Annotated in this window: 17 protein-coding genes; 13 read left to right on the top strand and 4 right to left on the bottom strand. The window is 68.3% G+C overall.

Annotated elements, in window-relative coordinates:
- The first annotated feature begins 311 nt into the window (after positions 1 to 311).
- Positions 312 to 1,265 carry an efflux RND transporter periplasmic adaptor subunit gene (locus AAW51_RS08400; RefSeq protein ID WP_169787998.1) on the top strand — a complete coding sequence of 318 codons (954 nt, stop codon included), beginning with the start codon at positions 312 to 314 and terminating at the stop codon, positions 1,263 to 1,265.
- Between the two features lie 73 nt (positions 1,266 to 1,338).
- On the opposite strand, the gene AAW51_RS08405 is transcribed toward AAW51_RS08400, so the two are convergent.
- Positions 1,339 to 2,817, bottom strand: a complete 1,479-nt coding sequence (locus tag AAW51_RS08405; RefSeq protein WP_047194237.1) for an NAD-dependent succinate-semialdehyde dehydrogenase — start codon at positions 2,815 to 2,817, stop codon at positions 1,339 to 1,341.
- A gap of 290 nt (positions 2,818 to 3,107) precedes the next feature.
- On the opposite strand from AAW51_RS08405, the gene alaS reads away from it, so the two are divergent.
- From alaS to dut, 9 genes are all read left to right on the top strand, one after another.
- Positions 3,108 to 5,747, top strand: a complete 2,640-nt coding sequence (gene alaS / locus AAW51_RS08410; protein ID WP_047194238.1) for an alanine--tRNA ligase — start codon at positions 3,108 to 3,110, stop codon at positions 5,745 to 5,747.
- 122 nt (positions 5,748 to 5,869) lie between these two features.
- Positions 5,870 to 6,592, top strand: a complete 723-nt coding sequence (locus AAW51_RS08415; protein WP_047194239.1) for an NMCC_0638 family (lipo)protein — start codon at positions 5,870 to 5,872, stop codon at positions 6,590 to 6,592.
- Positions 6,593 to 6,692: 100 nt separating this feature from the next.
- The gene (locus AAW51_RS08420; RefSeq protein WP_238947800.1) at positions 6,693 to 6,941 is read left to right on the top strand and encodes an HNH endonuclease family protein; all 249 of its coding nucleotides are present in this window, start codon (positions 6,693 to 6,695) and stop codon (positions 6,939 to 6,941) included.
- A gap of 147 nt (positions 6,942 to 7,088) precedes the next feature.
- Complete coding sequence (locus tag AAW51_RS08425) at positions 7,089 to 7,685, top strand: peptidoglycan recognition protein family protein (protein WP_083438178.1); 597 nt, start codon at positions 7,089 to 7,091, stop codon at positions 7,683 to 7,685.
- Positions 7,679 to 8,131 carry a LolA-like protein gene (locus AAW51_RS08430; RefSeq protein ID WP_047194241.1) on the top strand — a complete coding sequence of 151 codons (453 nt, stop codon included), beginning with the start codon at positions 7,679 to 7,681 and terminating at the stop codon, positions 8,129 to 8,131. Before AAW51_RS08425 ends, AAW51_RS08430 begins: the two co-directional genes overlap by 7 nt.
- Positions 8,132 to 8,289: 158 nt before the next feature.
- Entirely contained in the window at positions 8,290 to 8,844 is a 555-nt protein-coding gene (locus AAW51_RS08435; RefSeq protein ID WP_047197581.1) for a TlpA family protein disulfide reductase, read from the top strand.
- Positions 8,845 to 8,921: 77 nt separating this feature from the next.
- A complete protein-coding gene (locus tag AAW51_RS08440) occupies positions 8,922 to 10,019 on the top strand; it encodes a transglutaminase-like domain-containing protein (protein ID WP_047194242.1) in 1,098 nt (365 codons plus the stop codon).
- 16 nt (positions 10,020 to 10,035) lie between these two features.
- Positions 10,036 to 11,289 (top strand): bifunctional phosphopantothenoylcysteine decarboxylase/phosphopantothenate--cysteine ligase CoaBC, encoded by a 1,254-nt coding sequence (gene coaBC, locus AAW51_RS08445; protein WP_047194243.1) that lies wholly within the window; start codon positions 10,036 to 10,038, stop codon positions 11,287 to 11,289.
- Positions 11,286 to 11,735 (top strand): dUTP diphosphatase, encoded by a 450-nt coding sequence (dut, locus tag AAW51_RS08450; RefSeq protein ID WP_047194244.1) that lies wholly within the window; start codon positions 11,286 to 11,288, stop codon positions 11,733 to 11,735. The genes coaBC and dut overlap by 4 nt, the downstream gene beginning before the upstream one ends.
- Positions 11,736 to 11,805: 70 nt before the next feature.
- On the opposite strand, the gene AAW51_RS08455 is transcribed toward dut, so the two are convergent.
- Positions 11,806 to 12,327, bottom strand: coding sequence for an FKBP-type peptidyl-prolyl cis-trans isomerase (locus AAW51_RS08455; RefSeq protein WP_047194245.1), 522 nt, complete (start codon positions 12,325 to 12,327; stop codon positions 11,806 to 11,808).
- A gap of 26 nt (positions 12,328 to 12,353) precedes the next feature.
- Between AAW51_RS08455 and AAW51_RS08460 the strand changes: the two genes are divergently transcribed.
- The 3 genes from AAW51_RS08460 (at position 12,354) to AAW51_RS30420 (ending at position 14,421) form a co-directional block, all read left to right on the top strand.
- The gene (locus tag AAW51_RS08460) at positions 12,354 to 13,472 is read left to right on the top strand and encodes a cupin domain-containing protein (RefSeq protein WP_047194246.1); all 1,119 of its coding nucleotides are present in this window, start codon (positions 12,354 to 12,356) and stop codon (positions 13,470 to 13,472) included.
- Between the two features lie 39 nt (positions 13,473 to 13,511).
- The gene (locus tag AAW51_RS08465) at positions 13,512 to 14,003 is read left to right on the top strand and encodes a hypothetical protein (protein WP_047194247.1); all 492 of its coding nucleotides are present in this window, start codon (positions 13,512 to 13,514) and stop codon (positions 14,001 to 14,003) included.
- A gap of 175 nt (positions 14,004 to 14,178) precedes the next feature.
- Positions 14,179 to 14,421, top strand: a complete 243-nt coding sequence (locus AAW51_RS30420) for a hypothetical protein (protein ID WP_083438179.1) — start codon at positions 14,179 to 14,181, stop codon at positions 14,419 to 14,421.
- Between the two features lie 106 nt (positions 14,422 to 14,527).
- On the opposite strand, the gene AAW51_RS08470 is transcribed toward AAW51_RS30420, so the two are convergent.
- Together AAW51_RS08470 and bamC are read right to left on the bottom strand one after the other, a co-directional pair.
- Positions 14,528 to 15,304, bottom strand: coding sequence for an MBL fold metallo-hydrolase (locus AAW51_RS08470; protein WP_047194248.1), 777 nt, complete (start codon positions 15,302 to 15,304; stop codon positions 14,528 to 14,530).
- 27 nt (positions 15,305 to 15,331) lie between these two features.
- The gene (bamC, locus tag AAW51_RS08475; protein ID WP_047194249.1) at positions 15,332 to 16,447 is read right to left on the bottom strand and encodes an outer membrane protein assembly factor BamC; all 1,116 of its coding nucleotides are present in this window, start codon (positions 16,445 to 16,447) and stop codon (positions 15,332 to 15,334) included.
- Positions 16,448 to 16,491 lie beyond the last annotated feature (44 nt).

Below are 16,491 nucleotides of genomic sequence, written 5' to 3' on the forward strand. Positions count from 1 at the left end.
GCGGCGCCATGCTTGAGCGAAGGTGGTGTTTCCCTTACGCCGCGGTGGCACAACTGCTCGGCTTTGGCGTACCCGACGGGGTGTAGGAGCGGGTGTGAAAGACGTCTCGCTGGGCGGCGCCTCGACCGCGGAAGCGCGGGGCGCCGTGGATTTGTGCCGCAAGTTCGGCCCCCGAAGGTCGATAACAGGGCGGTATGCTTTGCCGCACAGGGCCGTCGCGGTGTGGTGGCACGGCCTGACAGGCCGCAGCGCGCAAGCGAAGACGGCCGGCGCGATCTACTGCACCTGCTGGAGCGAGACCTGGAATGGCGATGACGATTTTCTTTCGCCGGGGGCCGTGCGCCGCACCTCACGGTGTGCCGAGCTTGCGGCGGCTGCTGCTCGCCATGTTCGCGGCTGGCTTGCCGTTCGCAGCGGCAGGCGCCGATGCCACGCCGCCCGCGGCGTGCCGGATCGAGGCTGATCGCATCGTTGAACTGGCCGCGCCCCAGGGCAGTGTGGTCGAGCGCATCACGGTGGACCGGGGCGACGGTGTGGCCGCCGGGCAAGCGCTGGCGGTGCTGCGAGCCGAGCGGCTGCGGGCCCCGGCAGCGCCGACCGTGTCGGCGCGCCAGCTCGATGAGGAGCTGCGCGCGGCTCGATCCGAGGCCGAGCAGGCCGGCCAGACGCTGAAGCGGCTGCGCCATCTGGCCTCACAAGATTTCATCGGCGCGGAGGCGCTGGCGCAGGCGCGTGCCGATCACGAGGCGGCACAGCGCCAGGTCGGCCGTGCCCTCGCGCGCCGTGCCGCGTGGCAACACGAACGTGACGCCGCCGCTGCCGAACTCCGTCAACGCACCGTCAGCAGCCCCGTCAAAGGTGTTGTGGTGGAGCGTTACGTCCAACCCGGCGAGCGTGTCACCGAGCGGCCGCTGCTGCGCCTGGCGGTGCTCGACCCGCTGCGCGTCGAACTGGTGCTGCCGGCTTCCCGTTACCGCGAAGTGGCGGCCGGCGACAAGGTGATGGTGTACCCCGAGTTGCCCGGCGCCGCGCCGGTGACGGCCGACGTCGCCGGCATCGACCGGGTGATGGACCCGGCCAGCAACACCTTCCGTGTGCGGTTGACCCTGCCCAACCCTGGCCAGAAGGTGCCGGCCGGCCTGCTGTGCAAGGTGACGCTGCCGCGCGAGGTGCCGCCCGCGACCGCACCCGCAGCCTTGCCGAAAGTGCGGCCCGTGGTGCCGCCTGTGTACAAGAGGGCCTTCGCGTCCGCGGCAATCAACTGAGCACCGCGCCGGAACCCGGCGGCGCTGCCGCCGCCTCGCGACGCCGGCCCTCGACCTTACGGCCCGGAGCGCCTCAGCGGTTCAAATCCCCCAGGCACAGGTACTTCAGTTCGACATAGTCGTCGATGCCATGCCGCGAGCCTTCGCGGCCCAGGCCCGATTGCTTGACGCCGCCGAAGGGCACCTCGGCCACGGCGATCAGCCCGGTGTTGACACCCACCATGCCGTACTCCAACGCTTCGCCGACGCGGAAGATGCGCCCGATGTCGCGGCTGAAGAAGTAGCTCGCCAGGCCGTATTCGGTGTTGTTGGCGAGCGCGATCGCCTCTTCCTCGGTCTTGAAGCGGATCACCGGCGCCAGCGGGCCGAAGGTTTCCTCGCGCGAGCACAGCATCGCCGGGGTCACGTCGGCCAGCACGGTGGGCTCGAAGAAGCGACCTTCGAGCCGCTTGCCGCCCGTCAGCAGCCGCGCGCCTTTGTCGAGCGCGTCGGCCACGTGGCGCTCGACCTTGCCCACGGCGTGGTCGTCGATCAGCGGGCCCTGGTTGACGCCGGCCTCGAAACCGTTGCCGACCTTGAGCGCCTGGACCTTGGCGGTCAACTTCGCGACGAAAGTGTCATAGACACTGTCTTGTGCGTACAGCCGGTTGGCGCAGACGCAGGTCTGGCCGGCGTTGCGGTATTTGCTCTGGATCGCGCCCTCGACGGCACTGTCGAGGTCGGCGTCGTCGAACACGATGAAGGGCGCGTTGCCGCCCAGCTCCAGCGACAGCTTCTTGATCGTCGGCGCACACTGCTGCATCAGGATGCGGCCGACTTCGGTCGAGCCGGTGAACGACAAGTGCCGGACCGTGTCGCTGTCGCACAGCACCCGGCCCACCTCGATGGAGCGGTCGCCGTCGGCGGTGATCACGTTCAGCACGCCGGGCGGAATGCCGGCGCGCAGGCCCAGTTCGGCGACGGCCAGCGCCGACAGCGGCGTCTGCTCTGCCGGCTTGATGACGACCGGGCAGCCGGCGGCCAGCGCGGGGGCGACCTTGCGCGTGATCATCGCGATCGGGAAGTTCCACGGTGTGATCGCGGCACAGACGCCGATCGCCTGCCGGATCACCAGGTAACGCTTGTTCGGGTCGGTGGTGGGGATGGTTTCGCCGTAGACGCGCTTGGCCTCCTCGGCAAACCATTCGATGAAGCTCGCGGCGTACACCACTTCGCCCTTGGCCTCGGCCAACGGCTTGCCCTGCTCGGCGGTCATGATGCGGGCCAGGTCGTCGGCATGCTGCAGCAGCAGTTGGAACCACTTGATCAACACGGCCGCGCGCGCCTTGGCGGTGGCGGCCCGCCAGGCGGGCCACGCCTCGGCGGCCGCGGCGATGGCCTGCTCGGTTTCGGTCGGCCCCAGGTTCGCGACGTCCGCCAGTTTGCGGCCGGTCGCAGGGTCGACGACGTCGAAACGGCTGGCGCCTGTGAGCCAGGCGCCGGCGACCAGTGCGTCGGTCTTCAGCAGGCTCGCGTCTTTCAGGCTGGCGAGGGGGGAGGTGGGCATGTCCATCGTGCTGCTCTTCCTTCTGGCGCCGGCGCGCAGGCCGGCGAGCGGATGACGGTGGGGCGGCAGCGGGTGGGGGTGCGCGGGCCCGGCGCCCCGGGGTGCCGACGATCATAAGACGGGTGCCGGATGTGTGCAGGCGCGTGGCGACGGCGCGCCGCGCGTGGCCGGTGGCAGCGTCCGAGTGCGGCCCCCCCGCCTATAATCGAAAGCTTCGCCAGATCAAGCATTTACGCGTGGTCCGCCCCTGCCGCGAGGCTGCCGGGGCCGGCCCACGCCAGCCAGAAAGACCCCGGATGAAAGCCGCCGAGATTCGCTCCAAGTTTCTGAAGTTCTTCGAGTCGAAGGGCCACCAGATCGTCGCCTCCAGCCCGGTGGTGCCTGGCGACGACCCGACGCTGCTGTTCACCAACGCGGGGATGAACCAGTTCAAGGACGTGTTCCTGGGCTTCGACAAGCGGCCGTATAGCCGCGCGACCACCGCGCAGAAGTGCATCCGCGCCGGCGGCAAGCACAACGACCTCGAGAACGTGGGCTACACGGCGCGCCACCACACCTTCTTCGAGATGCTGGGCAACTTCAGCTTCGGCGACTACTTCAAGCAGGACGCCATCCGCTATGCCTGGGAGCTGCTGACGCAGCACTTCATGCTGCCGCCCGAGAAGCTGTGGGTGACGGTGTACGCCGAAGACGACGAGGCCTACGACATCTGGCACAAGCAGGTCGGCGTGCCGGCCGAGCGCATCGTGCGCATCGGCGACAACAAGGGCGCCCGTTATGCGTCCGACAACTTCTGGATGATGGGCGACACCGGCCCCTGCGGCCCGTGCACCGAGATCTTCTACGACCACGGCCCCGACGTGGCCGGCGGCCCGCCGGGGTCGCCCGATGAAGACGGCGACCGCTACATCGAGATCTGGAACAACGTGTTCATGCAGTTCAACCGCGACGAGGCGGGCGTGATGCACAAGCTGCCCAAGCCGAGCGTGGACACCGGCATGGGGCTGGAGCGCGTCACCGCGGTGCTGCAGGGGGTGCACTCCAACTACGAGATCGACCTGTTCGTGAACCTGCTCGCGGCTGCGCGCAAGGCCGTCGACGGCTCGGGTGCCGCCGGCTACGACGCCGACAGCCCGTCGCTCAAGGTGATCGCCGACCACATCCGTGCCTGCTCGTTCACCGTGTGCGACGGTGTCATTCCCGGCAACGAAGGGCGCGGTTATGTGCTGCGCCGCATCTGCCGCCGGGCGATCCGCCACGGCTACAAGCTGGGCGCCCGGACCCCCTTCTTCCACAAGCTGGTGGCGGCGCTGGTGCAGGAGATGGGCGAGGCCTATCCCGAGCTGCGCCAGAACGAAGCGCGCATCACCGAGGTGCTGAAGCAGGAAGAAGAACGCTTCTTCCAGACCATCGCCAACGGGATGGAAATCCTGGAGTCGGCGCTGGCCACGACGGGCAAGGCCGGCAAGACCGAGCTGGATGGTGAGACCGCGTTCAAGCTGCACGACACCTACGGCTTCCCGCTCGACCTGACCGCCGACGTCTGCCGCGAGCGCGGCGTGACGGTGGATGCCGCCGGCTTCGAGACCGCGATGAACCGCCAGCGCGAGCAGGCCCGGGCGGCCGGCAAGTTCAAGATGGCGCAGGGCCTCGAATACACCGGCTCGGCCACTACCTTCCACGGCTACGAAGTGCTGCTGCACGAAACGGCCACGGTCACCGCGGTGTATGTCGACGGCACGCCGGTGCAAGCCGCCACCGCCGGTGACGACGCCGTGGTGGTGCTCGACCACACGCCGTTCTACGCCGAGTCGGGCGGGCAGGTGGGCGACACCGGCGAGCTGCGCAACAACACCAGCCGCTTCGTCGTCGAAGACACGCTGAAGATCCAGGCCGATGTGTTCGGCCACCACGGGCGTGTGATGGAAGGCCAGGTCAAGGTGGGCGACGTGGTGAGTGCCCGGGTCGACGCCGAGAAGCGCGCCCGCACCGTGCGCAACCACAGCGCGACCCATTTGATGCACAAGGCCTTGCGCGAAGTGCTGGGAGGCCATGTGCAGCAAAAGGGCTCGCTGGTGAACGCCGAGCGCACCCGTTTCGACTTCGCGCACAACGCGCCGATGACCGACGAGCAGATCCGCCGTGTAGAGGCGCTGGTGAATGCCGAGATCCTGGCGAATCACCCGACCAACGCCCGCGTGATGCCGATCGACGAGGCCCAGAAGCTGGGCGCGATGATGCTGTTCGGCGAGAAATACGGCGATCAGGTGCGCGTGCTCGACATCGGCACCAGCCGCGAGCTGTGCGGCGGCACCCATGTCAGCCGCACCGGCGACATCGGCTTGTTCAAGATCGTCTCGGAAGGCGGTGTGGCAGCGGGCATTCGGCGGGTCGAGGCGGTGACCGGCGAGAACGCGCTGGCCTATCTGCAGTCGCTCGAAGCGACGGTGCAGCAGGCCGCGGGCACGCTCAAGGCCACGCCGACCGAAGTGACCCAGCGCATCGCGCAGGTGCTCGACCAGGTGCGCAACCTCGAGAAGGAAGTGGCTGCGCTGAAGGGCAAGCTGGCTTCGTCGCAAGGCGACGAACTGCTGGCCAAGGCGGTCGACGTGAAGGGCCTGAAGGTGCTGGCGGCGATGCTCGAAGGCGCCGACGCCAAAGCCTTGCGCGACACGATGGACAAGCTCAAGGACAAGCTCAAGAGCGCCGCCATCGTGCTGGCGGCCGTCGACGGCGGCAAGGTGCAACTGGCCGCCGGTGTCACGAGCGACAGCACGGCCAAGGTCAAGGCCGGCGAGCTGGTCAACTTCGTGGCCCAGCAGGTGGGCGGCAAGGGCGGCGGCAAGCCTGACCTGGCGATGGCCGGGGGCACCGACCCGTCGGCACTCGGCACTGCGCTCGCCTCGGTGCAGGGCTGGGTGGCCGAGCGGCTTTGACGCCGGCAATGGCATGACCGTATAAGAAATACAGCGCCCGCCTGCGGTGACGCGGCGGGCGTTTTGATTTCCAAGGGCGAGAGCCGCGACAAGGAGCAAGCAAGATGCGGGTGCAAAGACGAATGACGCTGGCCCTCCTGGCGAGGGTCGGGCTGGCGGCGGTGGCAGCGTTGATGAGCAGCGTGGCCCAGGCGCAAGCCGCGGCACCTGCGCCGGCATCAGCACCCGCACCGGCGCAGCCGCCCCTGCCGCAGGCCCAGACCGGCGCCGTGACCTCACCCAAGATCGAGGTGGTGCCGCTGGCACCGGCTGCGGAGGTCAACTCGGCGGCGGCGCAGAGCATTGCAAAGGCCTTCGTGCAGGGCTGCGTGCTCACCGAGGGCGAGCTGACCGGGGCGACCGACTGGGCGCTGTCGGCCGGGTACGAACCGCGCGATGCCGGTGCGCCCGAAGCGCAGACGCTGCTCGACGGACAGGCCGGCTCCGTGTTTGCGCTGCCCGACCCCACGTTCAAGCTTTACCTGGTGGTGATGTCCGGTGGCCGTTGCACCGTGTGGGCCGAGGGCGCGGTCGGGCCGGCCGTGCAGCAGGAGTTCCAGAAGGCGATGGGCGAGTTGAGCGCCAAGGGCGCCCGCGTGCAAAAGAGCGGGGAGCGCACCATCGAGCGCGCTGGCGCCTGGCGCCAGCAGCTGCAGCTGCGCTACCGCCGCGTCGGCGGCAGCCAGGACCTGGGTCTGAACGTCGTCACGACCGTGGACGACCGCCCTGGGGTGCAGGCGCTCCACCTCGCTCGCGTGTCCGCGGCCCCGACCCACGAGCCGGACGGCCAGCCCGCTGCTCGCTGAGCGATCGTCGATGGTCGGGCGCCGTGCGGTCCGGGGCTCCCACCCCTTCGGCAGTGCCGAGGCGCCGGTGCCCCCGTGCCCGCTGTGCGGGAGAGAGATCGTGCCGGGCCCGAGCGCAGACGAGCACCACCTGGTGCCGAAGAGCGAGGGTGGCCGCGACAAGACCCTGGTGCACCGGGTGTGCCACCGCAAGATCCACGCGACCTTCTCCGAGAAGGAACTGGCGCGCGAGTATGCGAGCTGGGAAGCGCTGCGGGGGCATCCCGAGATTGCGAGCTTCATCGCTTGGGTGCGCAAGAAGCCGCCGGAGTTCTACGACCGCAGCGTGCGGCCCAATCGACGGCGATGAGGCGGGAACGGCTGTAGAGGCTGTCAGGTGCTCGATCCCAGTCGCGACTTTTGATTCACGCAACTGCTCACGCGTCGGCACAAGCCGACACGGCAAAGGCTCGTGCCAACAACGATAGTGTTCTGCATCACGCCATAGGGAGGCAGGATGCTGAACATCAACGAGCACGGGTACATCATCGACCCGCGGGTGAAGCTGGCGATCGGTCCACATTTGGAGCAGGGGCCGATGGACACGGTGCGAGGGATCATCGTGCATCAGACGGACAGCTGGACCGCCGAGTCCACGCTGAACACGTATCGGACGTCGACAGTGGGCGCCCATTTGCTGATCGACAAGGACGGCGCGGTCTATCAAACGGCCTCGCTGTTCAAGAGAACACTGCACGTCGGCCGGCTCAAGTCCAGATGCCTGATCGAGCAGACGTGTGCGCCGGCGGAAACACGGGCGCTTAGCGCGATGAACATCGCGGCTATGCACCGCCATGAAATGAAGAAGCAGGTGCCGCAGCGCTACCCGGCCAATGAGGACAGCATCGGCATCGAGATCGTAGGACGTGCCTTGCCACTCGATGTGCCGCCGGCGAAACGCGTCTACGAGGCGGTCACGCCGGCCCAGAGCGCCTCGTTGCGGTGGCTGATGCAAGCGTTGATACAGCAATTGAACGTGCCCGTGACGGAGGTGTTCCGGCACTCGGTCGTCTCCTACAAGAACCCCACGGAAGGCTCGACCGCAAGATGGTGAACAAAGCCCTACCACTGCTGCTTGCCGCCATGACGCTGAGCATGGGCGTTGGCGCCGGGCAGGAAAAACGTGTCGAGAACGATCCCAACCCGCCGGTCTACCCTATGACGACCGTGACGGCGGTCGACATCAAGCGCAACGGCGCCTGGACAGACGACGTGAGCAGTCACGAGACGCCGGAGACGTGCAGCCGCTTCACGCTGACGTGGGTTGACGTTCGTACCTACTTCGAGAAGGCGAAGCAGATCAACCTCCGCCGATATTCACACGACCTCACGCAATCGCGCTGCTACGCCGAAGGCACACTCAAATTCGCGAACGGCGATCGGGCCCGCTGGCACATTGATAGCGTCCAGCGCGGCTCCCTGGTGCTGTCAGACGGCAGGACGTTCTACTTCTACTGTGCTGCCTGTACGGACGATCCCGAGGACGAAGATCTGCTGTAGTCCTGCCGGGCGCGTCGTACAAGGGGCCGGCAATGACGAGCGGCCGTGGAGGTCGTGCATCTCGACGGTGCTACCCGGGCCGTAGGCCCCTGCGCTGCACGTCCTTCCCCGCCGCCGGATAATCCCGGGCTACGCCTCAGGCTTTGATGTCCGCCGCGATGCCCCCCTCCCGCCGCCAGTTCTCCGCCGCCCTCGGGCTCGCCGCCGTCGGCCTGACCGCCGGCGTGCCAGGCCCGGCCTCGGCACAAGTGCAGGTTCGCCCCTGGCCGGCCGATCGCCCGACGCCGCCACTGGCGCTGCGCGACCTGCAAGGCCGAACCGTCGCGCTGGCGCCATTTCGCGGCAAGGTGATGGTGCTGAATTTCTGGGCCAGCTGGTGCGAGCCCTGCGTCGCCGAAATGCCCAGCCTGCTGCGCCTGGCCGAACGCGGCGCAGCCCAGGGCCTCGCCGTGCTGGCGGTCAACTACCAGGAAGGCGACGCCAAGATTCGCAGCTTTCTCGACACTGTGCTCGGCGAGGTGCCTGACGCGCTGCCGGTGCTGCTCGACCGCGACGGTGCCGCCGCGCGCGCATGGACGCCGCGCGTGTTCCCCAGCACGGTGCTGATCGACCGCAACGGCCGCCCGCACACCACCGTGGTCGGCGAACTCGACTGGACCGGCGCCAAGGCCGACACCTTGCTGGCGCCCCTGCTGGCGGCCGCGCCGCGCTGAGATCGCCGCCCCGCGATAATCCCCTTGGTTTCCTGCCCCTACGGCGCTGACGCCGCGATCCGATCTCGATCCACACGATGAACACCTACTCTCGCCGCGCCTTTCTCCAGGCGGCCGGCCTTGCCGCCGCCGCCCACGCCATGCCCCTGCGCGCCGAAGAGCGACGCTTTGCGCCGTCGCCGGGGCGCTGGCGCAACTTCGAGCTGACGACACGGGTCGACCTCCTGAATCCCGAAGGACTCACCCGGGTCTGGCTGCCGGTGCCGTCGCTGGACGAGACCTACCAGCGGTCGCTGGGCCATGAATGGCAGGGCAACGCGACCAAGATCGAATTGCGCTCCGACCAACGTTATGGCGCCCGGGTGTTGTACGCGGAGTTCGCGGCCGGCACGCCCGCTCCGGCGCTGGAACTGCGCAGTCGCGTCGCCACGCGCGACCGGGCGGTGGACTGGGACCGGGCAAGCGGTGCCCGCGTCGACCCGGCGCTGCAGCGCACCTGGACCGAGGCGACCGAGCTGATGCCCACCGACGGCATCGTGCTGCAGACCGCGCGCGAGATCACGCAAGGCGCGCGCCGCGACCTCGACAAGGTGCGCCGCATCTTCGACTGGGTGGTCCACACCACCTACCGGGAGCCGACGGTGCGCGGCTGCGGTGTCGGCGACATCCAGTCCATGCTCGAGACCGGCAACTTCGGGGGCAAGTGCGGCGACATCAACGCCTTGTTCGTCGGGCTGTGCCGCGCGGTCGGCGTCCCGGCGCGCGATGTCTACGGCATCCGCCTCGCGCCCTCCGCCTTCGGCTATCGGGAACTGGGCGGCAACCCCGCCAACCTCAAGAGCGCCCAGCACTGCCGGGCCGAGGTGTTCCTGAAGGGCTACGGCTGGGTCGCGATGGACCCGGCCGATGTCGGCAAGGTGATGCGGTTGGAGACCGGGCAGTGGGTCAAGGACACCTCCCACCCCGTCGTCGCCCCGGTGCACCGCGGGCTGTTTGGCGGCTGGGAAGGCAATTGGCTGGGCTACAACATGGCGCACGACGTCGCGCTGCCCGGCTCCGGCGGGCCGAAGCTGGGTTTCCTGATGTACCCGCAGGCCGAGAACGCGGGCGGCCGCTACGACCCGCTCGATCCGGACCGGTTCAAATACACCATCACCTCGCGTGAGCTGGCCTGAGAGCGGAGCCCCGACGATGAGCGCACTTCTCGATCTGCAAGGCAAGCGTCTGGTGCTCGGCCTGTCCGGCGGCATCGCCTGCTACAAGAGCGCCGAACTGGTGCGGCTGCTGACCAAGGCCGGTGCCGAGGTGCAGGTGGTGATGACCGAGGCGGCGGCCGAGTTCATCACGCCGGTGACGATGCAGGCCTTGTCCGGCCGCCCGGTGGTGACGAGCCAGTGGGACGCCCGCGAACCCAACAACATGGCGCACATCAACCTGTCGCGCGAGGCCGATGCGATCGTCATCGCGCCGGCGAGTGCCGACTGCATCGCCAAGCTGGCGCAAGGCCGCGCCGACGACTTGCTGAGCCTGATGTGTCTGGCGCGGCCCTGGACCGCCGGCGACCAGCGCTGCCCCTTGCTGATCGCCCCGGCGATGAACCGGGAGATGTGGGCCCACCCGGCCACCCAGCGCAATGTCGCGCAGGTGGTGGCCGACGGCGCGCAGCTGCTCGGCCCTGGCCACGGCGACCAGGCGTGCGGCGAGGTCGGCGACGGCCGCATGCTGGAGCCGGCGGAACTGCTCGAGGACATCGTCGCCGCCTTCCAGCCCAAGCGCCTGGCCGGCAAGACCCTGCTGATCACGGCCGGCCCGACCTTCGAGGCCATCGACCCGGTGCGCGGCATCACCAATCTGTCGAGCGGCAAGATGGGCTTCGCCTTGGCGCGTGCCGCGCGCGAGGCGGGTGCACAGGTCACGCTGGTGGCCGGCCCGGTCAGCCTGCCCACGCCCCGCGGTGTGCAGCGCATCGACGTGCGCAGCGCGCGGCAGATGCACGACACGGTGCTGCCGCTGGCCCCCCGTCACGACGTGTTCGTCGCCACCGCCGCGGTGGCCGACTGGCGCCCGGCCACCTTGGCCGAGCACAAGATCAAGAAAGACGGCAAGAAGCAGGCGCCGACCTTCGAGTTGACCGAGAACCCGGACATCCTCGCTGCGGTCGCCGCCTTGCGCGGCGCCAAGCCGTATTGCGTCGGTTTCGCCGCCGAAAGCGAGAACCTGCTCGAGCACGCGCGCGCCAAGCTCAAGCGCAAGGGCATCCCGCTGATCGTCGGCAACCTCGGGCCCGCCACCTTCGGGCGCGACGACAACGCCTTGCTGCTCGTCGACGCGACCACGCAGCAAGCGTTGCCGGCCGACGGCGGCACCGCCGACAAGCTCAGCCTCGCGCGCCTCCTGGTGGCCGACATCGCCGCCCGTCTGCAAGCAGCCCATCACCCCGCATGACCACCATCGCCGTCAAAGTGCTCGACGAACGTATCGCCGAGCAACTCCCGTCCTACGCCACCGCCGGCAGCGCCGGCCTCGATTTGCGCGCGTGCCTGAGCGCACCGCTGGTGCTCGAGCCCGGGCAGACCGAGCTGATCCCGACGGGCCTGGCGATCCACATCGCCGACCCGGGACTGGCCGCGCTGATCCTGCCCCGCTCGGGCCTGGGCCACAAGCACGGCATCGTGCTGGGCAACCTGGTCGGCCTGATCGACTCGGACTACCAGGGGCAGTTGATGGTGAGCTGTTGGAACCGGGGCACGTCGCCGTTCACGATCGCGCCGATGGAACGCATCGCCCAGCTGGTGATCGTGCCGGTGGTGCAAGCCCGCTTCGAACGCGTCGACGACTTCTCGGCCTCGGCACGGGGCGAGGGCGGCTTCGGCTCCACCGGCAAGGGCTAGTGGCCTCGCACGCGTCGTCGCAGCCGTCGGTCTTGCCGCAGCGGCGGGCGGGCCCCGCGACCGCTACCCTTCAGTGCACCTGCGAGCCCGGCGGCACGGTGTTCAACACGGTCACCACCTGCTGAGCGACCGTCCCCTGCTCGATCTCTTCTTCGGTGGCGCGGCGCACGTCGCGCACCTGCAGGGTCAGGCGCAGCGCGATGCCGGCCAGCGGATGGTTGCCGTCGAGCACGACGTGGGTCTCGTACACCTCTGTGATGGTGTAGATGGCGTCCTGCGGCATGTTGTGGGTGGTCGCGCCTTCGGGCGGGCCGTCGAACTGCATGCCGGGCTCGACATGGTCGGGGAAGATGCCGCGTTCTTCGAAGAACACCAGCTGCGGATCGTAGTCGCCGAAGGCGTGCTCGGGTTCGAGCTGGAGCTGGGTTTCGAAGCCGGTTTGCTGGCCTTCGATGGCTTCTTCGACCTTGACCAGCAGGTCGTCCCCGCCGAAGAAGAATTCGACCGGCTCGGACAGTTCATCGATCAGGTGGCCAAGGGTGTCTTCTAGCCTCCAGGTGAGGCTGACCACGCAGGGAGAGGAAATCAACATCGGGCAATCATCGCACAATGCCCGCCATGGACATCACCCAAAAACTGTCATTGCTCGGGGGTCTGACGCCCGAGCAGTTCATGCGTCGCCACTGGCACAAAAAGCCCTTGCTGATCCGTCAGGCGCTGCCCGGCCTGCAGCCGCTGCTGTCGCGCGCGGAGTTGTTCGAACTGGCCGGTCGGGAAGACGTCGAGTCGCGTTTGATCGCCCGCGGCGACCAGGGCTGGAGCCTCAAGCGCGGGCCTTTGACACGGCGCGCACTGCCGCCCTTGACCCGCCCTGGTTGGACCCTGCTGGTGCAGGGTGTGGACCTGCACCAGCAGGCGGTGCACGAGTTGCTGCAGCAGTTCCGCTTCGTCCCCGATGCTCGCGTCGACGACCTGATGATCTCGTACGCCACCGACACTGGCGGCGTCGGGCCCCATTTCGATTCCTACGACGTGTTTTTGCTACAGGTGCAGGGCCGCCGTCGCTGGCGCATCGGCCGGCTGGCCGACCCGGCCTTGCTGCCCGGCATGCCGCTGAAAATCCTCGAGAACTTCGTGGCAGAGCAGGAATGGGTGCTGGAGCCGGGCGACATGCTCTACCTGCCGCCTCGCTGGGCCCATGACGGTGTGGCCGACGGCGAATGCATGACCTATTCGGTGGGCTTCCGCGCACCGTCCCGCGCCGAACTGGCACGCGAGGTGGTGGTCCGCATGCTGGAGGCGCTCGATGAAGACGCTGTAGAGGTGCTCTATCGCGACCCGGACCAGCCCGCCACCACCACCCCCGGGGCACTCCCGCTCGGGCTCAACGCCTTCGCCCGCGACGCGGTGGCGGACCTGCTGCACGACGAGGATTCTTTTGCCTGCGCGCTGGGCGAATATCTGAGCGAGCCCAAGCCGCAGGTGTGGTTCGAGGTCGGCGAGGGCCAGGACTTGTCGGCCGGCGTGCGGCTGGACCGGCGCTCGCGCATGATGTACGACGAGCGTCACATATTTTTCAACGGCGAGTCCTACCGTGCAGCGGGCCGCGATGCCCGGCTGATGCGCACGCTGGCCGATACGCGCTCGCTCGACGCAAAGCAGGTCGCACAGCTCAGCCCCGATGCGCGCGCGCTGCTGGAGCAGTGGGCCGACGACGGTTGGCTGCATCCGCTGTAGCGGCTTCTGGACGCTGCGATCCCGACGATAGGAGTGCCGATGAATTCGAATCCTGCGTATGCACTTATCGACTCGCGCACTGGCTTTCAGGACGCCTTGCGACGGGCATTCGATCTCGCGGCAGAGCAAGGTAGTAACGAGTTGTACGTGTGCGATGTCGACTATGCCGACTGGCCGCTGGGCGAACGGGGCGTGGTCGCGGCGCTCACCCGCTGGGCGTATGCACATCGCAAGCTAAAGGTACTCGCGCTGCACTATGACGAGGTGGTGCGTCGACATCCACGCTGGGTCGGCTGGCGCACCGATTGGGCCCACGTCGTCGAATGTCGGGCGATCGAGCATTTGTCGCCTGAATCCATCCCTCGCATCTGGCTGGCACCAGGGCTGCACGCCGTGCGCGTATTAGACCCTCTGCGTTGGCGGGGCGTTATCGACACGGAGCGCGGCGAGCTGACGCGGGTTGCCCAGAATATCGACGAGGTGTGGCAACGAAGCATCCCTGCCTTCCCCGCCACAACGCTGGGACTATGAATGCAGGTTTTCCCTATATAATTTTTGGTTAGGCATGGAAATGCAGAGGAGCGCACACTAGGTTCAAGGTGTGTGGCATCCGGGTTGCGATCCAAGTCTTCGTTGGGACTCAGCATTCGAGGAGGGGTTCCGACAGATTACCGGTGATTGGTCGAAACTTTTTGAGGAATAAGGAATGAAAAAGTCGCTTCTGTTGGCTTCCGTGATTGCTGCCCTGGCCCTGGCTGCTTGCGGCAAGAAGGAAGAGCCGGCTCCCGCCGCGGAAACCACTGCTCCGGCACCGGCTACCGATACGGCTACCGCTCCCGCTCCCGCTGACGCTGCGTCCCCGGCTGCTGCGCCGACCGACGCCGCTTCCGCTCCTGCTGACGCTGCTTCCCCGGCTGCCGACGCTGCATCCCCCGCTGCTTCGCAGTGAGCGACGCTTTCGAGCGATGAAAAAGCCGCCCTCGGGCGGCTTTTTCGTTACTGGGATGCCCTTGACGCCAGGGCCGTTTGAATGGCTGCGTCGTGCTCGCGGCGGGTCAGGCGTCCAGCCAGCAGAAGCCGCTGTCGGGACGGGCCACGACGATGTCGTCGCCACGACAGCCGAGGGCGCCGGCCAACGCGGCGGCGGCCCGTTCCGGCGTGTTGTTCTGCTCGCTGAGGTGGGCGGCGACCACGTGCTTCAGGCCGCTGTGGCGGCACTGCCCCAGGATCTCTGCGGCCGTGTGGTTGGCCAAATGGCCGTAGCGGCCCGCGATGCGGGCCTTCAGAAAGGCCGGGTAGCGCGACTCTTGCAGCAGCGCCGGCTCGTGGTTGCATTCGAGCACCAGCGCGCTGCACTGCTGCAGTTGCGCCAGCAGGTGCGGCGTGGCACTGCCCGCGTCGGTCAAGATGCCCAGCTTGGCGTCGCCGTCGCTGCAGGTCAGTTGCAAGGGCTCGCGCGCGTCGTGCGGCACGGTGTACGGCGTCAGGCGCAATGGGCCGATGTCGATGGTGCCGGCGTCGTGTGCGCGGTGCAGCCACGCGCCCAGGTCGGGCTCGCCCAGCGCTTGCCAGGTGCCGTGGCTCATCCAGATCGGGACGCCGCGGCGGCGCGCCAGGGTGCCGACGCAGCCGACATGATCGCTGTGCTCATGGGTGATGAACACGGCGTCCAGATCGGCGCAGCTGAGCCCGATGCGCGCCAGCCGGTGTTCCAGCTGCTTCAGTGAAAAGCCGCAATCGATCAGCACCCGCACCGTGGTGCCGCCGGCACGCGCCTCCACCAGCGTGGCGTTGCCGGTGCTGCCGCTGCCGAGGCTGCAAAAGCGGATCATCGAGGTCTCGGCGGCGGCAGGGGCGGCTTACTTCAGGTCTTCGGCCAGCAGCTTGAGGATGCGCTCGCCCGTCGCGCCGGCGGCCGGAGCACCTTGTGCGTCGAGCACCGAGACCACGCTGCGCTGCTCGTTCTCGCCCTTCACCGCGACACGATAGCGGGCCGGCGACTGGTCTTTCGAGTCGCCGCCGAACCAGCGGCTCAACAGGCCGGGTTCGCGCCGGTCCTTGTCGGCCGACGCGGCCACGAAGCGGACGAAATAAAGACCCTGGGCGCGGTCGCGATCTTCGACGGTGAAGCCGCTGCGGTCCAGCGACAGACCGACCCGGCGCCAGGCGCGGTCGAAGCCGTCGTCGAGTTGCACCGCCTGGCCGGTGGGCCCGGTGACCAGTCGCGCGCGGGCCGGCGCCGGCGGAGTGCTCGCCACCTGGGCCTGCGCCTGTTCAGGCTTGACACCGAGCTTGACCATCAAGCGGCTCAGCATCTGCGCCTCGAGCTCGACGTCGGCCTCGCGCGGCTGCCAGCGGGTCTGGTCCTGCTGCTGGTTGGCGTAGACCTCGACCATGCCGCGGTGGCTGATGTAGATCTCGCTGCCATTGCCGCTGCGCTCGACACGGGTGCGGAAGCGGTCCAGCTCACCGGTCGAGTAGACCGAGTCGAGCACCTTGCCGAGGGTGCGCCGGATGATGTCCTGCGGCAGCTTGGCACGGTTTTCGCCCCAGTCGGTCTCGAGCACGCCGGTCTGCGGCGAATCGGTCGTGAGGTTGAAGCCGGCTTCCTGCCAGAAGGCCTTCAGCTGCGGCCACAGTTGTTCGGGGGCCTGGTTGCTGACCACCAGCCAGCGCTGGTTGCCGGCGCGTTCGATGCGCAGGTCGCCCACCGCTGCCGGTGCCACGGGGCCACCGGGCTGCGCGGTGGTGGCCGTGGTGGTCGGCACGCTGGCCTGGTATTCGGTGGCGCTGACGCTGGGCGCCGGCATCTGGTAGCGCGGGTCGTTGCTCAGCTGCGACAGGTCCGGCGGCACCTCGAGCTTCGCCGACTTGGAGCCGCTGGTGCGGTAGTCGACCTTGTCGCCCTCCAGCACGGAATTGACCGAGGAGCAACCGGCGAGGGCACCGACGGCGAGGGCGACGGCGAGGCGCATCGTGGTCACGACAGGCCGATTCAAGGGCGCATTCACTGAAATAA

The organism is Caldimonas brevitalea, from assembly GCF_001017435.1.
Classification (GTDB): domain Bacteria; phylum Pseudomonadota; class Gammaproteobacteria; order Burkholderiales; family Burkholderiaceae_C; genus Caldimonas; species Caldimonas brevitalea.

Excerpts from the sequence above, each read along its gene's own strand:
- AAW51_RS08400 (WP_169787998.1), top strand. The coding sequence starts at position 312 with ATGACGATTTTCTTTCGCCGGGGGCCGTGCGCCGCACCTCACGGTGTG.
- AAW51_RS08405 (WP_047194237.1), bottom strand. The coding sequence starts at position 2,817 with ATGGACATGCCCACCTCCCCCCTCGCCAGCCTGAAAGACGCGAGCCTG.
- alaS (WP_047194238.1), top strand. The coding sequence starts at position 3,108 with ATGAAAGCCGCCGAGATTCGCTCCAAGTTTCTGAAGTTCTTCGAGTCG.
- AAW51_RS08415 (WP_047194239.1), top strand. The coding sequence starts at position 5,870 with ATGACGCTGGCCCTCCTGGCGAGGGTCGGGCTGGCGGCGGTGGCAGCG.
- AAW51_RS08425 (WP_083438178.1), top strand. The coding sequence starts at position 7,089 with ATGCTGAACATCAACGAGCACGGGTACATCATCGACCCGCGGGTGAAG.
- AAW51_RS08430 (WP_047194241.1), top strand. The coding sequence starts at position 7,679 with ATGGTGAACAAAGCCCTACCACTGCTGCTTGCCGCCATGACGCTGAGC.
- AAW51_RS08435 (WP_047197581.1), top strand. The coding sequence starts at position 8,290 with ATGCCCCCCTCCCGCCGCCAGTTCTCCGCCGCCCTCGGGCTCGCCGCC.
- AAW51_RS08440 (WP_047194242.1), top strand. The coding sequence starts at position 8,922 with ATGAACACCTACTCTCGCCGCGCCTTTCTCCAGGCGGCCGGCCTTGCC.
- coaBC (WP_047194243.1), top strand. The coding sequence starts at position 10,036 with ATGAGCGCACTTCTCGATCTGCAAGGCAAGCGTCTGGTGCTCGGCCTG.
- dut (WP_047194244.1), top strand. The coding sequence starts at position 11,286 with ATGACCACCATCGCCGTCAAAGTGCTCGACGAACGTATCGCCGAGCAA.
- AAW51_RS08455 (WP_047194245.1), bottom strand. The coding sequence starts at position 12,327 with ATGTTGATTTCCTCTCCCTGCGTGGTCAGCCTCACCTGGAGGCTAGAA.
- AAW51_RS08460 (WP_047194246.1), top strand. The coding sequence starts at position 12,354 with ATGGACATCACCCAAAAACTGTCATTGCTCGGGGGTCTGACGCCCGAG.
- AAW51_RS08465 (WP_047194247.1), top strand. The coding sequence starts at position 13,512 with ATGAATTCGAATCCTGCGTATGCACTTATCGACTCGCGCACTGGCTTT.
- AAW51_RS30420 (WP_083438179.1), top strand. The coding sequence starts at position 14,179 with ATGAAAAAGTCGCTTCTGTTGGCTTCCGTGATTGCTGCCCTGGCCCTG.
- AAW51_RS08470 (WP_047194248.1), bottom strand. The coding sequence starts at position 15,304 with ATGATCCGCTTTTGCAGCCTCGGCAGCGGCAGCACCGGCAACGCCACG.
- bamC (WP_047194249.1), bottom strand. The coding sequence starts at position 16,447 with ATGCGCCTCGCCGTCGCCCTCGCCGTCGGTGCCCTCGCCGGTTGCTCC.